The sequence below is a fragment of the Ramlibacter henchirensis genome (assembly GCF_004682015.1).
GTDB classification, from domain to species: domain Bacteria; phylum Pseudomonadota; class Gammaproteobacteria; order Burkholderiales; family Burkholderiaceae_C; genus Ramlibacter; species Ramlibacter henchirensis.
The window spans coordinates 618,401-635,118 of sequence record NZ_SMLM01000002.1; the positions used below are offsets into that span (position 1 = coordinate 618,401).

A 16,718-nucleotide genomic window follows, 5' to 3' on the forward strand; every position below is an offset into this window, starting at 1 on the left:
GCTATGACGTGACCGCAGCGGGCTGCGCCGGACGCCACAGCATCACCAGCCCCGCCGCCCCCGACAGCACCGCCAGGCACGCGTACCCGGCCGTGTACGAGCCCCAGACGTGCAGCAGTTGCGCGAACAGGAACGGTCCTGCCATTCCGCCCGCGAAGGTGAAGAACTGCGTGCCGCCGGCGCTGGCCGCCAGCTCCTCGCGCGGCACGGTGCGCAGCAGCTGCGCGAAGTAGACGCCGTTCCAGCCCATCGTCGTCGCACCGCACGCCACCATCACGAGCGCTGCGAGCGGCAGCGCAACGCCTGTCGGCAGCGCACCGAGCGCGACGCAGCTGGCCGACATGCACAGGCCGAGCGCGCCCAGCAGCACGCGCGGTGTGACCCAGCGGTCGGCGACGTGTCCCAGGACGATCCGCATGACGGTGCAGGCGACCTGCGAAGCAGCGAGCAGGGCGGCCGCCAGGGCCAGCGGCATCCCGAGTTCCAGGGTCAGCAGCGAAACCGAGAAGGTCAGGAAGCCTTGCTGCGCCATCGCGTACGCGAGCGAGACGAGGCTGAGGCGCCGCAGCGGAGCATGCTGCAACACGGTCCGCAGCGTCTGCAGCCAGGCCGCGCGGGGTGGCGCCGTGCCACGCTCGCCGGCATCCAGGCGCGTGCCCGCAGGCAGCAACAACGCCGCCAGCGCAAGGCAAGCGGCTGCGGTGGCCCACGCGGTGCCGCGCCAGCCGATCGCCACCAGGCCGAGCGGCATCAACAGGCCCGACAAGGCCACGCCGATCGGCACGCCGGCCTGCTTGAGCGAGAAGAAGAGGCCGGGTGAACCAGCCGGCGCATGCCGGCCGAGGATCGCGGCGGCGGCCGGGTTCACCACGCCGTAGCCGGCGCCGATCAGCGCGGCGGACAGCAGCAGCACCGCCGGCATGCCGAGAGTCGCCGAGACGGCGCCCGCCGCGACGGCGAGCAGGACCCATTGCGTCAGCCGCACCCCGCCGATGCGGTTGACCCAGGGCCCGCCGGCAAGGCCGGACACCATCGCGAACAGGTAGGCGGTGCCGGTGAAGAGGCCCACGCGTTCGGGGGCCAGCCCCAGGGCCGGCGCGACGGCCGGCGCCAGCACCGGCGCGGCGCTGAGCACGACCGTCGACAGCATCTGCGCGGCCAGGGTCACCTGCAGCGCCAGCCAGGGATGGCCCGGCAGCTGACTGCCGGTCATGCGGCGGCTGTGTTGTCCAGGCGCCAGGTGGTGGTGAACTCGACCCGGCCGGGCGGATGCACGTTCAGCGACACCGACAGCAGCCGGCCGTTGCGGCCGAGGTAGAAGCGGCGCACCAGCAGCCCCGGCGAGCGCGGCTTCACGCCCAGCAGGCGCGCGCTGGCCGCAGGCACGGCAACCGCGGCGACCACCTGCTGCGCCTCGTGGATGCGCTCGCCGCCGTACTTCTCGATCAGTCCGAACACCCAGGCCTTTCCGCTTTCCAGCTCCTCGCGCATGCCCTCGCACTCCGGACGCACGAACACGCGCATGTGCACGATCGGCTCGCCGCCCTCGGCGGGCAGCCGGACGGTGTTCCACTCCAGCCAGCGCTCGCCCTCCTGGCAACGCAGCTGCGCAGCCAGCGCGGCGTCGGCTTCGACCCAGCGCGAACCCAGCACCTTGAGCCGCGTGCCCTGCGCGTAGGCCATCAGGTCGCCCAGTGACGCGAGCGAAGCGGAATACTGCTTGTCGCTGCGGCTCGCCCGGACCACGGTGCCCACGCCCTGGTGGCGCGAGACGAGGCCCATGTCGCAGAGCTGCCGCACCGCCTCGCGGACGGTATGGCGCGAGACCGAGAACCGCTGGCAAAGCTGCGGCTCGGGCGGCAGCAGGCTGCCCACGGCATAGCGGCCGTCGCCGATCTCGCGCGCGAGCATCGCGCTCAACTGCTGGTAGCGCGGCGCGTTGGCGGGCGCCGCCGACTCGCGGGGGGCAGCGTGCATGGCGGTCAATACATGTAGTGGCCGCCGTTGACGTGGATCACCTGCCCGGAGATGAAGCCGCCCCGCTCGGAGCAGAGCAGGTCGCAGGCGGCGGCCACTTCGTCGGGCTTGCCATAGCGGCCGAGCGGGATCTCGCGCTCGAGCTGTTCGCGCTGCTGGTGCGTGTACTGCGACCAGTCGCGGACCGTGTCGATCGCGCCCGGCGCGACCGTGTTGGCCGTGATCCCGTCCGGGCCGAACTCGCGCGCCAGCGCCATGGCCAGCCCGTGCAGCCCGGCCTTGGCCGTGATGTTGTGGGCGCGGTGGGTGACCTGGCCCCAGAAGCCGTCGAAGCCGGAGATCAGGACGATGCGGCCCCATTTGCGCGCCTGCATGTGCGGGACCGCGTGGCGTGCGAGATAGAACGCGGCCGACAGGTTGGTGCGCAGCACCTCGTCCCACTGCTCGGGCGTGATCTCCAGGAACGGCTGCTTGCGGCGGATGCCGACGTTCGAGACCACGATGTCGACCGAGCCGAATTGCGCAGCGGCCGCGGCGATCAGCCGCGCGACCTCGTCGTCGCGCCCGACGTCGGCCATCACGCCCGTCGCTTCGCCGCCCGCCAGCCGGATTTGCTGGACGACCTCATCGACCGCGGACGAGTCGCTGTGCCCGTTGACCACGACCTTGGCCCCCTGCGCCGCCAGCGCGACCGCGATCGCACGGCCGATGTTGCGGCCGGAGCCGGTGACGACCGCGGTGCGGCCTGCGAGCGAGCGCGGGATCGGTGCTTCAGCCATGGGGGAATCTCGAGCGGTTCAGTTGACGTCCGTGTCGCCGCGAGCATAACATGCGGACGTCCGGACGTTTGCGGTTTTCTCGTGTCGAGGAGCCGCCGGGCCACCGAAAGAACCCAGGAGACTCCATGCACCGACGCCACGCCGGCTTTGTACTGGCCGCCCTCGCCTTCTCGCTTCCCGGGCTGGCCTCGGCCCAGACCTACCCGGACAAGCCGATCAGGCTCATCGTCCCCTATCCGCCCGGCGCGTCGACGGACGCCCTGGGCCGGCTCGTCGGCCAGAAGGTCTCGGCCTCGATCGGCCAGCCCGTCGTGGTGGACAACCGCGGCGGCGCGAGCGGCAACATCGGGACCGAGGCGGTCGCCAAGTCGCCCCCGGACGGCTACACGTTCGGCCTGGGCACGGATGCCACGCACGCGGCCAACACCCACCTGGTGGCCAACCCGCCGTTCCAGCCGCTGCGCGACTTCACGCCCCTGGCGCTGGCGGCGATGAACCCGATCGTGCTGGTGGTGCACCCGTCCGTGCCGGCCAGCAACCTGCAGGAGCTGATCGCGTACGTGAAGGCCAACAAGGACAAGGCGGGCTTCGGCAGCTCGGGCACCGGTTCGCCGCACCACCTGGCCGGCGAACTGCTGCGCTCGCGCACCGGCGCGCCGTTCACCCACGTGCCCTACCGCGGCGGCGGCCCGGCCCTGAACGACCTGATCGGCGGCCAGATCCCGATGCTGTTCGCCAGCGCCATCACGGTGATCCCGCACATCCAGGGCGGCCGCGCCAAGGCCATCGCCATCACCAGCGCGGCGCGCTGGGAGAAGATGCCCAACGTGCCGACCATCGCCGAGACGCTGGAAGGATTCGACGTTCCCTCCTGGCTCGCCTTCTTCGGCCCGGCCAACCTGCCTGCGCCGATCGCCAGCCGCCTCTCGGGCGAGATCGTGAAAGCGCTCAACGACCCCGAGGTGAAAGCCAAGCTCACCGAAAGCGGCTTGATCGTGGTCGGCGGCGGTCCCAGGGAGCTGGCCGACATGCAGCGCAAGGACTATGAACTCAAGGGCCGCATCATCCGCGATGCCGGCGTGAAGGCGGACTGAACTTGCCCGCCGACAACGCATCGCAGCTTCCCCTCGCCGGCCGCGTGGTCGTCGAGATGGGCCACAGCGTCGCCGCGCCCTTCGCGGGGCAGATCCTGGGCGATCTCGGCGCCGAGGTCATCAAGGTCGAGAAGCCCGCGGGCGACGACGCGCGCCAGTGGGGGCCGCCCTTCGTGGACGGCGCGGCGGCCACGTTCCAGTCCCTCAACCGGAACAAGCGGTCGCTGGTGCTCGACCTGCGCGACCCGAAGGCATTCGCGCAGCTGAACCGCCTGATCGACGAGCGCGCGGACGTGGTGCTGCAGAACATGCGCCCGGGCCAAGTGGACACGCTCGGTCTCGATGCCGCGACGCTGCGCGCGCGAAAGCCTTCGCTGGTGTACTGCAACCTGGGCGCCTTCGGCTCCGTCGGGCCGCTGGCCGACCGGCCCGGCTACGACCCGCTGATGCAGGCCTTCAGCGGCATCATGAGCGTGGTCGGCGAGCCGGGCGGCAATCCGGTTCGGGTCGGTCCTTCGATCGTGGACATGGGCGCCGGCATGTGGGCGGCGCTCGGCATCGTCTCGCTGCTGATGCGCCGGCAGTCCACCGGCGAAGGCGGGCTGGTGGACGTCTCGCTGTTCGAGACCGCCGCCACCTGGATGACGATGTATTCCGCGCAATACCTCGCCAGCGGCCGGCTGCCCGGCAAGAACGGCTCGGGCCAGGTGGGCATCGTGCCGTACCGCGCCTACCGCACCGCGGACGGCGACCTGGTGGTGGCGGCCGGCAACAACGACCTGTTCCGCCGCCTGTGCAAGGTGCTGGACGAGCCCGGCTGGCCGGAGGACCCGCGCTTCGCCGACAACCCCTCGCGCGTGGAAAACGCCGCGCTGCTGTACGGGATGCTGGAGAAGCACTTCGAGCGCCGCACCAGCGGCGAGTGGATCGAGCTGCTGGACCGGGCGGGCATCCCCTGCGCGCCGGTGCAGGACGTGGCCGGCATGCTGCGGCATCCGCAGACCGAGGCGCTCGGCATGCTGCAACCGGTGCCGGGCAGTTCCATCCCCCTGCTGGGCCTGCCGATCCGCTTCGACGGCGAGCGGCCCGCGCCGCGCAGTGCATCGCCTGCGTTGGGCGAGATGAACGCGAGCCTCGAATGAGCCATCCCGATTACGCCACCCTGAAGCTTTCCGCCGGCGGGCCGCACCTGCTGGTCGTCACGCTCAACCGGCCCGACGCGCTCAATGCGATCAACACGCAGATGGGCCGCGACATGCTGGACCTGTGGACGCGGCTGACCGCCGACACGGGCGACACGCGCTGCGTGGTGCTGACCGGCGCGGGCGACCGGGCCTTCTGCGCCGGCGGCGACCTGAAGGAGCGCCACGGCATGACCGACGAGCAATGGCGGGCGCAGCACGAGATCTTCGAGCGCTCGTTCTTCGCGCTGCTGGACGTGCCGGTGCCGGTGATCGCCGCGGTCAACGGCCATGCCTATGGCGGCGGCTTCGAGACGGCCCTGGCCTGCGACTTCATCTACGCGGCCCGCAATGCGCGGCTGGCCCTGTCCGAGACGCGCCTGGGCATCATGCCCGGCGGCGGCGGCACGCAGACGCTGGCGCGCGCGGTCGGCGAGCGCCGCGCCAAGGAGCTGATCCTGCGCGCGCAGGCGTTCGACGCGGAACAAGGCCTGCAGTGGGGACTGGTGAACCACCTGAGCGAGCCGGGCCGCGTCCTCGACGATGCCCTCGCCGCGGCCACGGACATCGCGCGCAACGGACCGCTCTCGGTCCGCCAGGCGAAGAAATCGATCCACTTCGGCCTGCAGGGCGACCTGCGGACCGGCTGCCGCTTCGAGATCGAAGCCTACAACCGCCTCGTGTCCTCGCAAGACCGGCACGAGGGCGTGCGCGCCTTCAACGAGAAGCGCGCGCCGAACTTCCAGGGACGATGAGATGGACAACGGCAACGACGTGCTCGTGCGCGAGGTGGGGCTGCGCGACGGGCTGCAGATGGTCTCCACCTTCGTGCCGACCGAAGCCAAGCTGGCGTGGATCCGCGCGGAGCTGGCGGCCGGCGTGGGCGAGATCGAGGTCACCTCGTTCGTGCCGCCCAAGCTGATCCCGCAGTTCGCCGACGCCGAACAGGTGGCGGTGGAAGCGATGAAGCTGCCGGGCCTGACGGTGATGACCCTGGCGCCCAACCTGCGAGGCGCGGAGCGCGGCTTCGCGCTGGGCGTGCACAAGGTCGACTACGTGGTTTCCGTCAGCCGCACGCACAACCTGAAGAACGTGCGCCGCGAACGCGAAGCCTCGCTGGAGGACTTCAAGCGGATCGTGCAAGCGCGCGATGCGGCCGGCCTGAAGGCGCGGACGCAGCTGGCCGCAGGCCTGTCCACCGCGCTCGGGTGCTCGTACGAAGGCCGCATCGAGGTCGACGAGGTGCGGCAATGCGCCGCGTTCCTGGCCGAGGCCGGGGCTGACGAGATCATGGTCGCGGATACCGTGGGCTATGCCGATCCGAAGCAGGTGCGCGAGGTCTTCCGGGCCGTGCTGGCGGAAACGGGCGACATCCCGGTCGCCGCGCATTTCCACGACACGCGCGGCACCGGCCTCGCCAACGTTTCCGCGGCGCTGGACTGCGGCATCCGCCGCTTCGATGCATCGCTCGGGGGATTGGGCGGCTGCCCTTATGCGCCGGGCGCCAGCGGCAACATCGTCATGGAAGACCTCTGCTTCATGCTGGATTCCATGGGCCTGCGCACCGGCGTCGACCTGGGCCGGCTGCTCGAAGTGCGGCGCATCCCCGCGGAGCACCTGGGCGAATCCACCCTCACCGGCGCCCTCGCGCGCGCCGGGCTCCCCCGCCACTACCGCACCGCCGCGGAGCGCGCGGCCGCCGTGCACTGAACGACAGCGACCACTGATGAACACGACCCACGACACCGCCCACGTCTCCCTGGACCTCGGCGAGGACTATCCCGAGATCCGCGAAAGCGTGCGCCGCATCTGCTCCGACTTCCCGGGCGCCTACTGGCGCGACCTCGACGAACGCGAGGCCTACCCCGCGGAGTTCGTCAAGGCCATGACCGAGGCGGGCTACCTGGCATCGCTGATCCCCGAGGAATACGGGGGCGCCGGACTTCCCCTGCGCGCAGCCGGCGTCGTGCTGGAGGAGATCCATGCCAGCGGCGGCAACGCCGGAGCCACGCACGCCCAGATGTACACCATGGGCACGGTGCTGCGCCACGGCAGCGCCGCGCAGAAGGAGCGCTACCTGCCCAAGATCGCCTCGGGCGAACTGCGGCTGCAGGCCTTCGGCGTGACCGAGCCGACCAGCGGCACCGACACCACGAAGCTGAAGACGCGCGCGGAGCGCCAGGGCGACCACTACGTGATCAACGGCCAGAAGATCTGGACCTCGCGCGCCCTCTACTCCGACCTGATGCTGCTGCTGGCGCGCACCACGCCGCTGGAGCAGGTCACCAAGCGAACCGACGGTCTGTCCGTGTTCCTGGTCGACATGCGGCAGGCGGTCGGCAACGGCATGACCATCCGGCCGATCAAGGCCATGATCAACCACAACACGACCGAGGTGTTCTTCGACAACCTGCGCATCCCCGCCGACAGCCTGATCGGCGAGGAAGGCAAGGGCCTGCGCTGCATCCTCGACGGCATGAACGCCGAGCGGATCCTGGTCTCGCATGAATCCCTGGGCGATGCCAAGTGGTTCACCCGAACCGCCGTGCGCTATGCTAACGACCGCGTCGTGTTCGACCGCCCGATCGGCAAGAACCAGGGCATCCAGTTCCCGATCGCCAAGGCCTACGCCCAGACGCAGGCTGCCGAGCTGATGCTGCGCAAGGCCGCCGCGATGTTCGAGGCGGGCCAGCCCTGCGGCGAATACGCGAACCTCTCCAAGCTGCTGACGGCCGAGGCGGCCTGGGAAGCGGGCGAAGCGTGCATGCAGACGCACGGCGGCTTCGCCTATGCGCGCGAGTACGACATCGAGCGCAAGTGGCGAGAGGCGCGGGTGCAGCGCACGGCGCCGATCTCGACCAACCTGATCCTGTCGTACATCGCCGAGCATGTGCTCGGCCTGCCGCGGTCCTACTGAGCGCCGCATGGGCCTGACGCAGGAACTCGCCCGCTTCGTGGCCGGGCTCGATGCAGCCGCGATCCCGGCGCAAGCGATCCCCACCGTGCGCCGCGGGATCGCCGATTGCGTCGGCGTTGCGTTCGCCGGGGCGAATGAGCCGGTCGCCGGCCACGCCATGGCGCTCGTGGACGCCGCGGCGGCAGGTGCCTCGCGCATCTGGACCCGGCCGGAGTCGGTGGCAGCGGCCGATGCGGCCCTGGTGAATGCCACGATCGCCCATGCCCTGGACTTCGACGACACGGGGCTGGATGGCCACCCGAGCGTGGTGCTCGCGCCGGTGGTGCTGGCCGAGGCGGAGCGGCTCGGCCGCTGCTGGCGCGATGCGGTCACCGCATACGTGGCCGGCTATGAAACCTGGGCCGAGCTGATCGGGCGCGACCAGGACAAGCACCACGGCAAGGGCTGGCATCCCACGGCGGTGTTCGGCGTGGTCGCCGGCGCGGCCGCCGCCGCTTGCCTGCGCCGCCTGCCCGCGGAACTCGTGAGCGATGCGCTCGGGATCGCGGCGTCGATGGCGGGCGGCCTGGTCGCCAACTTCGGTTCGATGACCAAACCGCTGCAGGTCGGCTTCGCGGCGCGCAATGCGATCGTCGCGGCCTCGCTCGCGGAGCGAGGCGTGACCGCTGCGGACGATGCGCTGGAAAGCCCGCGCGGGTTGCTGGCTGCACTGTCGCCGGCCGGTCGCGTGCGGCTCGATGGACCCTCCGGCGCGGGGCGCGAGTGGCAGATCGTGCGCCAGGGACTGAACGTCAAGCGCTACCCGACCTGCTATGCGACGCACCGCATCATCGATGCGGCGCTGGCCCTGCATCCGCACGTGTCGGACCGGATCGGCGAAATCGAGGAAGCCGTCGTCGAGATCGGCGAGCTGCAGGCCGCCATGCTGCGATCCAGCCGGCCCGAGACCGCCCTGGACGCCAAGTTCAGTGCGCAGTACACGGTGGCCTGCGCCCTGGCGCGCGGCCACGTGGATCTGCAGGACCTTACCGACGAAACCGTGAAGGCGCCCGACGTGCAGCAGCTGCTGCGCAAGGTGCGTGTGGCAACGCAGGCCGAGCGCGATCCGCTCGAGCCGCTCTTCTCGCCGCAGGATCGGCTGATCGTCCGCCTGCGCGACGGCTCCAGGCTCGAGGCCGAACCGGTGCACCGGGCGTTGGGGCATGCCAGCCGTCCCATCGGCGACGCGGCGCTGCGGCAGAAGTTCCTCACGTGCGCTTCCCTGATGCTGGAGGGCGCGGTGGCGGACGCGTGGTGGGCGTCGGTCATGGCCGCAGAGGACGCTCGAGTCCGCTGGCCCGCTGCGCCGCAGCAGCGACCCGGTGTGATCTAATCCGGTCCCACGAAGGGGAGTAGCTCCCCGGCCCGCCGCGCCCCGCGGCGGCCGATCGGCGTGTCGTCAATACGGAGCCCGCGCGGCTTCCGGCGCGCCGGGCCCGACTTCAAGCAAGCCGAGCAAGACCTTCGAACAGCGGCCCTGCACCGGGCCCGTTCGAGGCTCAGGCGCCGCTCGCGTCCTCGTTCCCGGTGCCGGGTCGTCCATTCACGACTGACCTGGAGCTCACATGGAACTGTTCTCGACCGCCTGGTTCTCGGCGCTGCTGGCGATCATCCTGATCGACCTGGTGCTGGCCGGCGACAACGCCATCGTCATCGCGCTGGCTGCGCGCAACCTCCCGTCGCACCTGCGCAGCCGCGCCATCGTCTGGGGCACCGTCGGCGCCATCGCCGTGCGCTCCGTGATGACCATCGGTGTGGTCTGGCTGCTCAAGATCCCCGGCCTGATGCTCGTCGGCGGCCTGGGACTGCTGTGGATCGCCTACAAGCTGCTCGCGCAAGGCGAAGACGAGGACGAACACGGCCCGGCGGCGTCCACCTTCTGGGGCGCGATGAAGACCATCATCGTGGCCGACGCGCTCATGGGCGTGGACAACGTGCTGGGCGTCGCCGGTGCGGCGCACGGCTCGTTCGACCTCGTGGTCATCGGCCTGCTGGTCAGCATCCCCATCGTGGTGTTCGGCAGCTCGGTCGTGCTGAAGCTGGTGGATCGCTTCCCCCTCATCATCCAGGGCGGCGCCGCGGTCCTGGCCTTCACGGCCGCCAAGATGATAGTGGGTGAGCCGCTGCTCGACCCCGTGTTCGACGCGCCGGCCGCCTACCACACGGCGCTGCGCTGGAGCCTCTACACAGTGGCGGTCGCGGGCGTGCTGGTTGCGGGCTGGTTCAGCGCGCGGCGGCGCCAGCAGCTGGCGGCCCGCCGGGGCGGCCTCACAAGCGCTCGACAATCGTGACGTTCGCCATGCCGCCGCCCTCGCACATGGTCTGCAGGCCGTAGCGGCCGCCGGTCTGCTGCAGGGCGTACAGCAGCGTCGTCATCAGCTTGGTGCCCGAAGCGCCGAGCGGGTGGCCCAGGGCGATCGCACCGCCATGCACGTTGAGCCTGTCGGGGTCCGCCCCCAGCACCTGCAGCCAGGCAAGCGGCACCGGCGCGAAGGCCTCGTTGACTTCGTACAGGTCGATGTCGCCGATCTTCAGGCCGGCCTTGTCCAGCGCGCGCTGCGTCGCGGGGATCGGCGCCTCCAGCATGATCACCGGGTCGTGGCCCATCACGCTCATGTGGTGGATGCGTGCCAGCGGCTTGGCGCCCAGCTTCTTCAGGCCGCGCTCGTTGACGACCAGCACGCCGCTGGCGCCGTCGCAGATCTGGCTGGCGCTGGCGGCGCTGATGCGGCCGCCCTCGGCCAGCAGCTTCACGCCCGCGATCGCCTCCAGGCTCGCCTCGGCGCGGATGCCTTCGTCGCGCGTGTGCACCTCGCCGGTGTCGGCGCCGTTCGCGTCACGCACGCGCACGGGCACGATCTCGCCCTCGAACCGGCCCTCGCGCGTGGCATTCGCGGCGCGCTGGTGGCTCAGCAGCGCGTACCGGTCCAGCGCCTCCTTGGGCAGGTCGTACTTCTCCGCGATCATCTCGGCGCCGGTGAACTGGCTGAAATCCCGGTCGCCGTAGCGGCGGCGGATCTCGGGGCCCATGTAGTGGCCCATGCCGTTCTTCTGCGGCAGCGCGGAGGGCGTGAACATCGGGACGCGGGTCATGCTCTCGACACCGGCGGCGATCACGACGTCCTGCGCGCCCGACATCACCGCCTGCGCGGCGAAATGCAGCGCCTGCTGCGACGAGCCGCACTGCCGGTCGATCGAGGTGCCGGGCACCGATTCGGGCAGTCGCGAAGCCAGCACGGCGTTGCGCGCGACGTTGGTGGACTGCTCGCCGACCTGGCTCACGCAGCCCATGAGCACGTCCTCGACCAGCGCCGGATCGCAGTCGGCGCGCTTGATCAGCGCGTTCAGCACCTGCGCCGCGAGGTCCACCGGGTGCCAGCCCGCCAGCTTGCCGCCGCGGCGGCCCCCCGCGGTGCGAGCCGCGGAGACGATGAAAGCTTCTGCCATTTGCAATTCCTCCTGAAGGGGTCAGCGCGGCGCCATGCGGATCGCGCCGTCCAGGCGCACGCATTCGCCGTTGAAATAACCGTTGGTGATCATGGTCTCGGCGAGGTGGGCGTATTCCTCGGGGTCGCCCAGACGCTTGGGGAACGGCACGGACTCGCCGAGCGATTTCAGCACGTGGTCGGGCAGCGCCATCAGCAGCGGCGTCGCGAAGATGCCCGGCAGGATGGTGTTGACGCGGATGCCCTCGCCCATCAGGTCGCGCGCCACCGGAAGGGTGAGCCCGACGATGCCCGCCTTCGATGCGGAGTAGGCCGCCTGCCCCATCTGGCCGTCCTCGGCCGCGACCGAAGCGGTGTTGACGATCGCGCCGCGCTCGCGGTCCTGGAGTGGCTCCAGTGTCAGCATGCCCGCCGCGGCATGCGCGATGCAGCGGAAGCTGCCGATGAGGTTGATCTGGATGATCTTCTCGAACTCGGGCAGCGGAAAGTGCCTGGGCTGGCCGGTGGCCTTGTCGCGGCTGGCGGTCTTGATGCCGTTGCCGGTGCCGGCGCAGTTGACCAGGATGCGCTCCTGCCCGTGCACGCCGCGGGCTTTCGCGAAGCCGGCCTGGACCTGCTCCTCCGAGGTGACGTCCACCTTGCAGAAGACACCGCCGAGTTCGCGTGCGAGCGCCTCGCCGGCCTGGGCGTTGAGGTCGAACAGGGCCACACGCACGCCTTGCGAGGCCAGGCGCCGCGCGGTGGCCGCGCCGAGGCCGGAGGCGCCGCCGGTGACGACGGCGGAGATGCTGGAATCGAGCTTCATGGGGGAGAGTTCTGTGCCTTGGGAATGGCACGACTCTAGGCAGGCGCTTGCCCCCGCGAACCGTCGAAAGCGACGAAATCAACCCAGGATGGAGCGGGCCAGCACGTCCTTCTGCACCTCGCTGGTGCCGCCGTAGATCGACGAGGCGCGCGAGAACAGGAACCGGGTCGCGGGCGCGGCGCGATCCGCCCGTGCGTTGTCCTCTTCGTCGTCGCAGCGCGCGAGCCCCGCCGGCCCGGCGATGCGCAGCATCAGCTCCGCGATCTGCTGCTGGATCTCCACGCCCTTGAGCTTGAGCACGGAGGCGAACGCGGGGTTGTCGCGCTGCGCGGCTTCCGACAGCAGCAGCCGCCAGTTGGCGATCTCCAGGCCGCGCAGCTCGGCGTCCACCCGCGCGAACTCCGCCTGCACCGCGGGACCGTCGATCACTCGCCGCGCTCCGTCACGCGTGCCGCGCGCCAGTTCCAGCGCGCGGTCCAGCCGATCGCGGCTCGTGCCCACGTAGGCCAGGCCGGTGCGCTCGCTGCCCAGCAGGTACTTGGTGACGTCCCAGCCGCGGTGCTCGTCGCCCACCCGGTTGGCCACCGGCACGCGCACGTTGTCGAAGAACACCTCGTTGAGGTGGTGCTCGCCGTCGATCGTCTGGATCGGCCGGATGGTGATGCCCGGCGAGCGCAGGTCGACCAGCAGGAAGCTGATGCCCTCCTGCTTGCGCGTGGCCCCGGGGTCGGTGCGCACCAGGCAGAAGATCCAGTCGGCCATGTGGGCGTAGGTCGTCCAGATCTTCTGGCCGTTGACGACGTAGTGGTCACCCTCGCGCCGCGCCGCGGTACGCAGCGAAGCCAGGTCGGAGCCGGCGCCCGGCTCGGAGAAGCCCTGGCAGAACCACACGTCCAGGCGCGCCAGCCGCGGCAGCCAGTCGCGCTTCTGCTCCGGCGTGCCGTAGCGCAGCAGCACCGGTCCGAGCATCGTGACGTTGAAGTGCAGCGGCATCGGGGCCGGCGCTCGCTGCAGCTCGTCGACCAGGATCAGCCGCTCCATTTGCCCGAGGTCGGCGCCGCCGAACTCGCGCGGCCAGTGCGGGGCAGCCCAGCCGCGCTCGTGCAGCGTCCTTTGCCACTGCACCGTCTGCTCGCGCGAGGGCCGCAGGCCGCGGCGCACGCGGTCGCGCAGTTCGGGCGGCAGGCGCTCGCGCAGGAAGGCGCGCACCTCGTCGCGGAAGGCGGCGTGCGCGGGTTCGAGTTGCAGGTCCATGCGTCGGGTCCTTCAGAGCGCCCGCGCGATCACTTCCTTCATGATCTCGCTGGTGCCGCCGTAGATGCGCTGCACGCGCGCATCGGTGTACATGCGGCTGATGACGTATTCGTCCATGAAGCCGTAGCCGCCGAAGAGCTGCAGGCATTCGTCGACCACGCGGCCCTGCGCTTCCGAACCCCACAGCTTGGCCATCGAGGCTGTGGCCGTGTCGAGCTCGCCGCGCAGCAGCCTGTCCACGCACTGGTCGATGAAAGCGCGGCCCGCCATGATCTGCGTGGCGATCTCCGCCAGCTTGAAGCGCGTGTTCTGCTGCTCCACGAGCGGCTTGCCGAACACCTGGCGCTCGCGCACGTAGTCGAGCGTGGCGTGGTAGGCGCCTTCCATCGCGGCCAGCGCCATCACGCCGATGATCAGCCGCTCGTAGGGCAGGTCGCTCATCAGCTGGTAGAACCCCTGGCCTTCGACGCCGCCCAGCAGGTTCTGCCCGGGCACTTCCACGCCGTCGAAGAACAGCTCCGACGTGTCCTGCGCCTTCAGGCCCATCTTGGGCAGCACGCGGCTGACGCTGTAGCCGCGCGCGCCCTCGGTCTCCACGATCAGGATCGACGTGCCCCTGGCGCGCTGCGCCGGGTCGGTCTTGCAGACCACCAGCACCAGCCCGGCCAGGTAGCCGTTGGTGATGAAGGTCTTGCTGCCGTCGATGCGCCAGCCTTCGGCGGTGCGCGTCGCGCGGGTGCGGATCGCCTGCAGGTCGGACCCGGTGCCCGGCTCCGTCATCGCGATGGCGCCCACCAACTCGCCGCGCGCCATGCGCGGCAGGTACTTGCGCTTCTGCTCCTCGGTGCCGTGGTTGAGCAGGTAGTGCGCCACGATCGCGTGCACCGAGGTGTTCATCCCCGTCAGGCTGCGCCGCGCCATCTCCTCGTAGACCACGGCCTCGTGGCGGAAATCGCCGCCACCGCCGCCCCAATCGTCGGGGATGTCCGCGCACAGCAGCCCCAGCTCGCCCGCCCGGCGCCAGACGGCGTGCCCGACGTGGCCGCGCTTGCGCGCCTCCTCGTCGCCCGGCGCGAGCTCCTCGTCGATGAACCGCACCACGGTCTGGCGGTACAGCTCCAGCTCGGGATCGCTCCAGCTTCGCTTGAATTCGAGGGCCATGGCTTGGTTCGTCTCAGGCCTCGGCGCCGGCGGTGGCCGCTGCGCCCCAGCCCTCGAGCACGCGAGCGAGCGGCTCGACGCGCGCGGGCATGGGCTGCGCCGCCGCCGTGCGGGAGAAACGCGGCGCCGGCGCGGGCTGCACCACACCCTGCAGGTCGATGAAGGTGCCGCGCGCGCGGTTGTGCGGATGCGCCGGCGCTTCGTCCCAGTCCAGCACCGGCGCGAAGCAGGCGTCCGTGCCTTCCAGCAGCGCGCACCAGTCGTCGCGCGTGCGGGTGCGGAAGACGTCCGCCAGCCGCAGCTTCATGAGCGGCCAGCGCGAGCGGTCCATCTGGCCCGCGCAGAACTCGTCCTCCAGCCCGCACAGCTCGCAAAGCCGGGCGAAGAACTTCGGCTCCAGCGCGCCGACCGAGATGAAGCGGCCGTCCGCGCAGGCGTAGCTGTCGTAGAAGTGCGCGCCGCCGTCCAGCAGGTTCTCGCCACGCTGCGTGCTCCACCGGCCCGCGGCCTTCATGCCGTAGAACAGCGCCGAAAGCAGCGCCGCGCCGTCCGTCATCGCCGCATCGACCACCTGGCCGCGCCCGGACCTTTGCGCCTCGTGCAGCGCGGCCAGCAGGCCGACCGCCAGCAGCATCGCGCCACCGCCGTAGTCGCCCACGTAGTTCAGCGGCGGTGGCGGCGATTCGCCCGGACGGCCGATGGCATGCAGCGCGCCTGTCAGCGCGATGTAGTTGATGTCGTGGCCGGCCGCGCCGGACAGCGGGCCGGTCTGGCCCCAGCCCGTCATGCGGCCGTAAACCAGCGCGGGATTGAGCTTGTGGCAGGCGGCGGGGCCGAGCCCGAGGCGCTCCATCACACCGGGGCGGAAGCCCTCCACCAGCAACTGCGCCTGCGCGATCAGCGAGAGCGCGTCCTCGCGGCCGCCGGATGCGTGCAGGTCGATGGCGACGCGCCGCTTGCCGCGCGCGGTGATGTCCGAGGCATCGCGCTCGGTGCCCGGGCGCTCGATGCAGACCACGTCCGCGCCCAGGTCGGCCAGCACCATCCCGCAGAACGGGCCGGGGCCGATGCCGGCCATCTCGACGACGCGGACGCCTTCAAGCGGCCCGGGCATGTGCGGCCTTCTTCGGTTGCTGCGCAGCGCGCTGTTGACGTGGGGCCATGACGAAAACCTTCACTCTTCATGGGAATGACGTAGAAACCGATCGTAGGGATCGGTCCCGCGCACTGGATCGTCCGTTACGACGAATCGGCTCAACCCTCGCCTCGCGGGTTCGCGCCGCGGCCGCGCTCCTTGACGGCCGCGGCCTGGGCGGACAGCGCCGAGCGATCGACGGACGCCGCCCATTCACGCGCCCGCCGGGCTTCGATCACGAGCCCTTCCTGCAACGTCGTGGCCAGTCCGTCATCGATCAGCCGCTTGTACTGCGCCAGCATCCCCGGCGCCGTGGAGAGCATGTCGGACGCGAGCCGCAGCGCGGCGGGAAGGAGTTCGTCGTGGCCCACCGTGCGGTTGACCAGTCCCCAGGCCTGCGCCTGCCGCGCATCGACGAAGTTGCCCGACAGGGACATCTCCAGCGCGCGGCCGCGGCCGATCAGCCGCGGCAGCCGCTGCGACAGGCCCCAGCTCGGCAGCACGCCCACGCGCGCATGCGTGTCGGCGAAGGTGGCGCGCTCGGACGCGATCACGATGTCGCAGGCGATGGCCAGCTCCAGCCCGCCGGTGACAGCCGGGCCGTTGACCGCCGCGATCACCGGCCCCGGGAAGGCGAGCACGGCGTGCACCGGATCGTCGGCCGCGCCGCCCACGGCCATCTCGGACAGGTTCTCGGCGCCCGCCAGCTCACGCAGGTCGACGCCGGCGCAGAACGCGCGGCCGGCGCCGGTCAGCACCACCACCCGCGTGCGGCCATCGGCCCCGAGTTCCTGCAGCGTACGCGCGAGCTGGCGGCGCAGCGCGAACGACAGCGCGTTGAAGGCCTGCGGGCGTTGGAGCGTGAGCAGCACGCAGCCCTCCTCGGGCCGCTCCACGGTCAGCAGCGAAGCTTGCTCGTCGGCCATGCCG

The 16,718-nt window shown here is 71.0% G+C and carries 16 protein-coding genes; 7 read left to right on the top strand and 9 right to left on the bottom strand.

Features of this window, described 5'->3' with window-relative positions; genetic code table 11:
* Position 1: 1 nt before the first annotated feature.
* The 3 genes from EZ313_RS15705 to EZ313_RS15715 are packed head-to-tail and all read right to left on the bottom strand — an operon-like array spanning position 2 to position 2,756.
* Complete coding sequence (locus EZ313_RS15705; protein WP_135264218.1) at positions 2-1,213, bottom strand: MFS transporter; 1,212 nt, start codon at positions 1,211-1,213, stop codon at positions 2-4.
* A complete protein-coding gene (locus EZ313_RS15710) occupies positions 1,210-1,977 on the bottom strand; it encodes a GntR family transcriptional regulator (RefSeq protein ID WP_135264219.1) in 768 nt (255 codons plus the stop codon). Before EZ313_RS15710 ends, EZ313_RS15705 begins: the two co-directional genes overlap by 4 nt.
* Positions 1,978-1,982: 5 nt before the next feature.
* Complete coding sequence (locus EZ313_RS15715; protein ID WP_135264220.1) at positions 1,983-2,756, bottom strand: SDR family NAD(P)-dependent oxidoreductase; 774 nt, start codon at positions 2,754-2,756, stop codon at positions 1,983-1,985.
* A 125-nt stretch (positions 2,757-2,881) separates the two neighbouring features.
* On the opposite strand from EZ313_RS15715, the gene EZ313_RS15720 reads away from it, so the two are divergent.
* From EZ313_RS15720 to EZ313_RS15750, 7 genes are all read left to right on the top strand, one after another.
* On the top strand, positions 2,882-3,850 hold the full coding sequence (locus tag EZ313_RS15720) for a Bug family tripartite tricarboxylate transporter substrate binding protein (protein WP_167772602.1): 969 nt from the start codon (positions 2,882-2,884) through the stop codon (positions 3,848-3,850).
* Between the two features lie 2 nt (positions 3,851-3,852).
* A complete protein-coding gene (locus tag EZ313_RS15725; RefSeq protein ID WP_240788664.1) occupies positions 3,853-4,992 on the top strand; it encodes a CaiB/BaiF CoA transferase family protein in 1,140 nt (379 codons plus the stop codon).
* Positions 4,989-5,786, top strand: coding sequence for an enoyl-CoA hydratase/isomerase family protein (locus tag EZ313_RS15730; protein WP_135264222.1), 798 nt, complete (start codon positions 4,989-4,991; stop codon positions 5,784-5,786). The genes EZ313_RS15725 and EZ313_RS15730 overlap by 4 nt, the downstream gene beginning before the upstream one ends.
* A 1-nt stretch (position 5,787) precedes the next feature.
* Positions 5,788-6,741 (top strand): hydroxymethylglutaryl-CoA lyase, encoded by a 954-nt coding sequence (locus EZ313_RS15735; RefSeq protein WP_135264223.1) that lies wholly within the window; start codon positions 5,788-5,790, stop codon positions 6,739-6,741.
* Between the two features lie 16 nt (positions 6,742-6,757).
* Positions 6,758-7,948: an acyl-CoA dehydrogenase family protein gene (locus EZ313_RS15740; RefSeq protein ID WP_135264224.1), complete on the top strand. Its 1,191-nt coding sequence runs from the start codon at positions 6,758-6,760 to the stop codon at positions 7,946-7,948.
* Between the two features lie 7 nt (positions 7,949-7,955).
* Entirely contained in the window at positions 7,956-9,320 is a 1,365-nt protein-coding gene (locus EZ313_RS15745; RefSeq protein ID WP_167772603.1) for an MmgE/PrpD family protein, read from the top strand.
* A gap of 232 nt (positions 9,321-9,552) precedes the next feature.
* On the top strand, positions 9,553-10,278 hold the full coding sequence (locus EZ313_RS15750; protein WP_135264226.1) for a TerC family protein: 726 nt from the start codon (positions 9,553-9,555) through the stop codon (positions 10,276-10,278).
* Here the strand turns inward: EZ313_RS15750 and EZ313_RS15755 are convergent.
* The 6 genes from EZ313_RS15755 to EZ313_RS15780 all read right to left on the bottom strand — a co-directional run bounded on the left by EZ313_RS15755 (position 10,256) and on the right by EZ313_RS15780 (position 16,714).
* Positions 10,256-11,434 (bottom strand): acetyl-CoA C-acetyltransferase, encoded by a 1,179-nt coding sequence (locus EZ313_RS15755; RefSeq protein WP_135264227.1) that lies wholly within the window; start codon positions 11,432-11,434, stop codon positions 10,256-10,258. The genes EZ313_RS15750 and EZ313_RS15755 overlap by 23 nt on opposite strands.
* Before the next feature lie 21 nt (positions 11,435-11,455).
* A complete protein-coding gene (locus tag EZ313_RS15760; RefSeq protein ID WP_135264228.1) occupies positions 11,456-12,238 on the bottom strand; it encodes an SDR family NAD(P)-dependent oxidoreductase in 783 nt (260 codons plus the stop codon).
* 78 nt (positions 12,239-12,316) lie between these two features.
* Positions 12,317-13,492, bottom strand: a complete 1,176-nt coding sequence (locus EZ313_RS15765) for an acyl-CoA dehydrogenase family protein (protein ID WP_135264229.1) — start codon at positions 13,490-13,492, stop codon at positions 12,317-12,319.
* A gap of 12 nt (positions 13,493-13,504) precedes the next feature.
* On the bottom strand, positions 13,505-14,653 hold the full coding sequence (locus EZ313_RS15770; protein WP_135264230.1) for an acyl-CoA dehydrogenase family protein: 1,149 nt from the start codon (positions 14,651-14,653) through the stop codon (positions 13,505-13,507).
* 13 nt (positions 14,654-14,666) lie between these two features.
* Positions 14,667-15,767, bottom strand: a complete 1,101-nt coding sequence (locus EZ313_RS15775; RefSeq protein ID WP_135264231.1) for a CaiB/BaiF CoA transferase family protein — start codon at positions 15,765-15,767, stop codon at positions 14,667-14,669.
* Between the two features lie 140 nt (positions 15,768-15,907).
* On the bottom strand, positions 15,908-16,714 hold the full coding sequence (locus tag EZ313_RS15780; RefSeq protein ID WP_135264232.1) for an enoyl-CoA hydratase: 807 nt from the start codon (positions 16,712-16,714) through the stop codon (positions 15,908-15,910).
* Positions 16,715-16,718 lie beyond the last annotated feature (4 nt).

Bases quoted from the DNA above. Each gene is read 5' to 3' on its own strand.
- EZ313_RS15705 (WP_135264218.1), bottom strand. From the start codon at position 1,213: ATGACCGGCAGTCAGCTGCCGGGCCATCCCTGGCTGGCGCTGCAGGTG.
- EZ313_RS15710 (WP_135264219.1), bottom strand. From the start codon at position 1,977: ATGCACGCTGCCCCCCGCGAGTCGGCGGCGCCCGCCAACGCGCCGCGC.
- EZ313_RS15715 (WP_135264220.1), bottom strand. From the start codon at position 2,756: ATGGCTGAAGCACCGATCCCGCGCTCGCTCGCAGGCCGCACCGCGGTC.
- EZ313_RS15720 (WP_167772602.1), top strand. From the start codon at position 2,882: ATGCACCGACGCCACGCCGGCTTTGTACTGGCCGCCCTCGCCTTCTCG.
- EZ313_RS15730 (WP_135264222.1), top strand. From the start codon at position 4,989: ATGAGCCATCCCGATTACGCCACCCTGAAGCTTTCCGCCGGCGGGCCG.
- EZ313_RS15735 (WP_135264223.1), top strand. From the start codon at position 5,788: ATGGACAACGGCAACGACGTGCTCGTGCGCGAGGTGGGGCTGCGCGAC.
- EZ313_RS15740 (WP_135264224.1), top strand. From the start codon at position 6,758: ATGAACACGACCCACGACACCGCCCACGTCTCCCTGGACCTCGGCGAG.
- EZ313_RS15745 (WP_167772603.1), top strand. From the start codon at position 7,956: ATGGGCCTGACGCAGGAACTCGCCCGCTTCGTGGCCGGGCTCGATGCA.
- EZ313_RS15750 (WP_135264226.1), top strand. From the start codon at position 9,553: ATGGAACTGTTCTCGACCGCCTGGTTCTCGGCGCTGCTGGCGATCATC.
- EZ313_RS15755 (WP_135264227.1), bottom strand. From the start codon at position 11,434: ATGGCAGAAGCTTTCATCGTCTCCGCGGCTCGCACCGCGGGGGGCCGC.
- EZ313_RS15760 (WP_135264228.1), bottom strand. From the start codon at position 12,238: ATGAAGCTCGATTCCAGCATCTCCGCCGTCGTCACCGGCGGCGCCTCC.
- EZ313_RS15765 (WP_135264229.1), bottom strand. From the start codon at position 13,492: ATGGACCTGCAACTCGAACCCGCGCACGCCGCCTTCCGCGACGAGGTG.
- EZ313_RS15770 (WP_135264230.1), bottom strand. From the start codon at position 14,653: ATGGCCCTCGAATTCAAGCGAAGCTGGAGCGATCCCGAGCTGGAGCTG.
- EZ313_RS15775 (WP_135264231.1), bottom strand. From the start codon at position 15,767: ATGCCCGGGCCGCTTGAAGGCGTCCGCGTCGTCGAGATGGCCGGCATC.
- EZ313_RS15780 (WP_135264232.1), bottom strand. From the start codon at position 16,714: ATGGCCGACGAGCAAGCTTCGCTGCTGACCGTGGAGCGGCCCGAGGAG.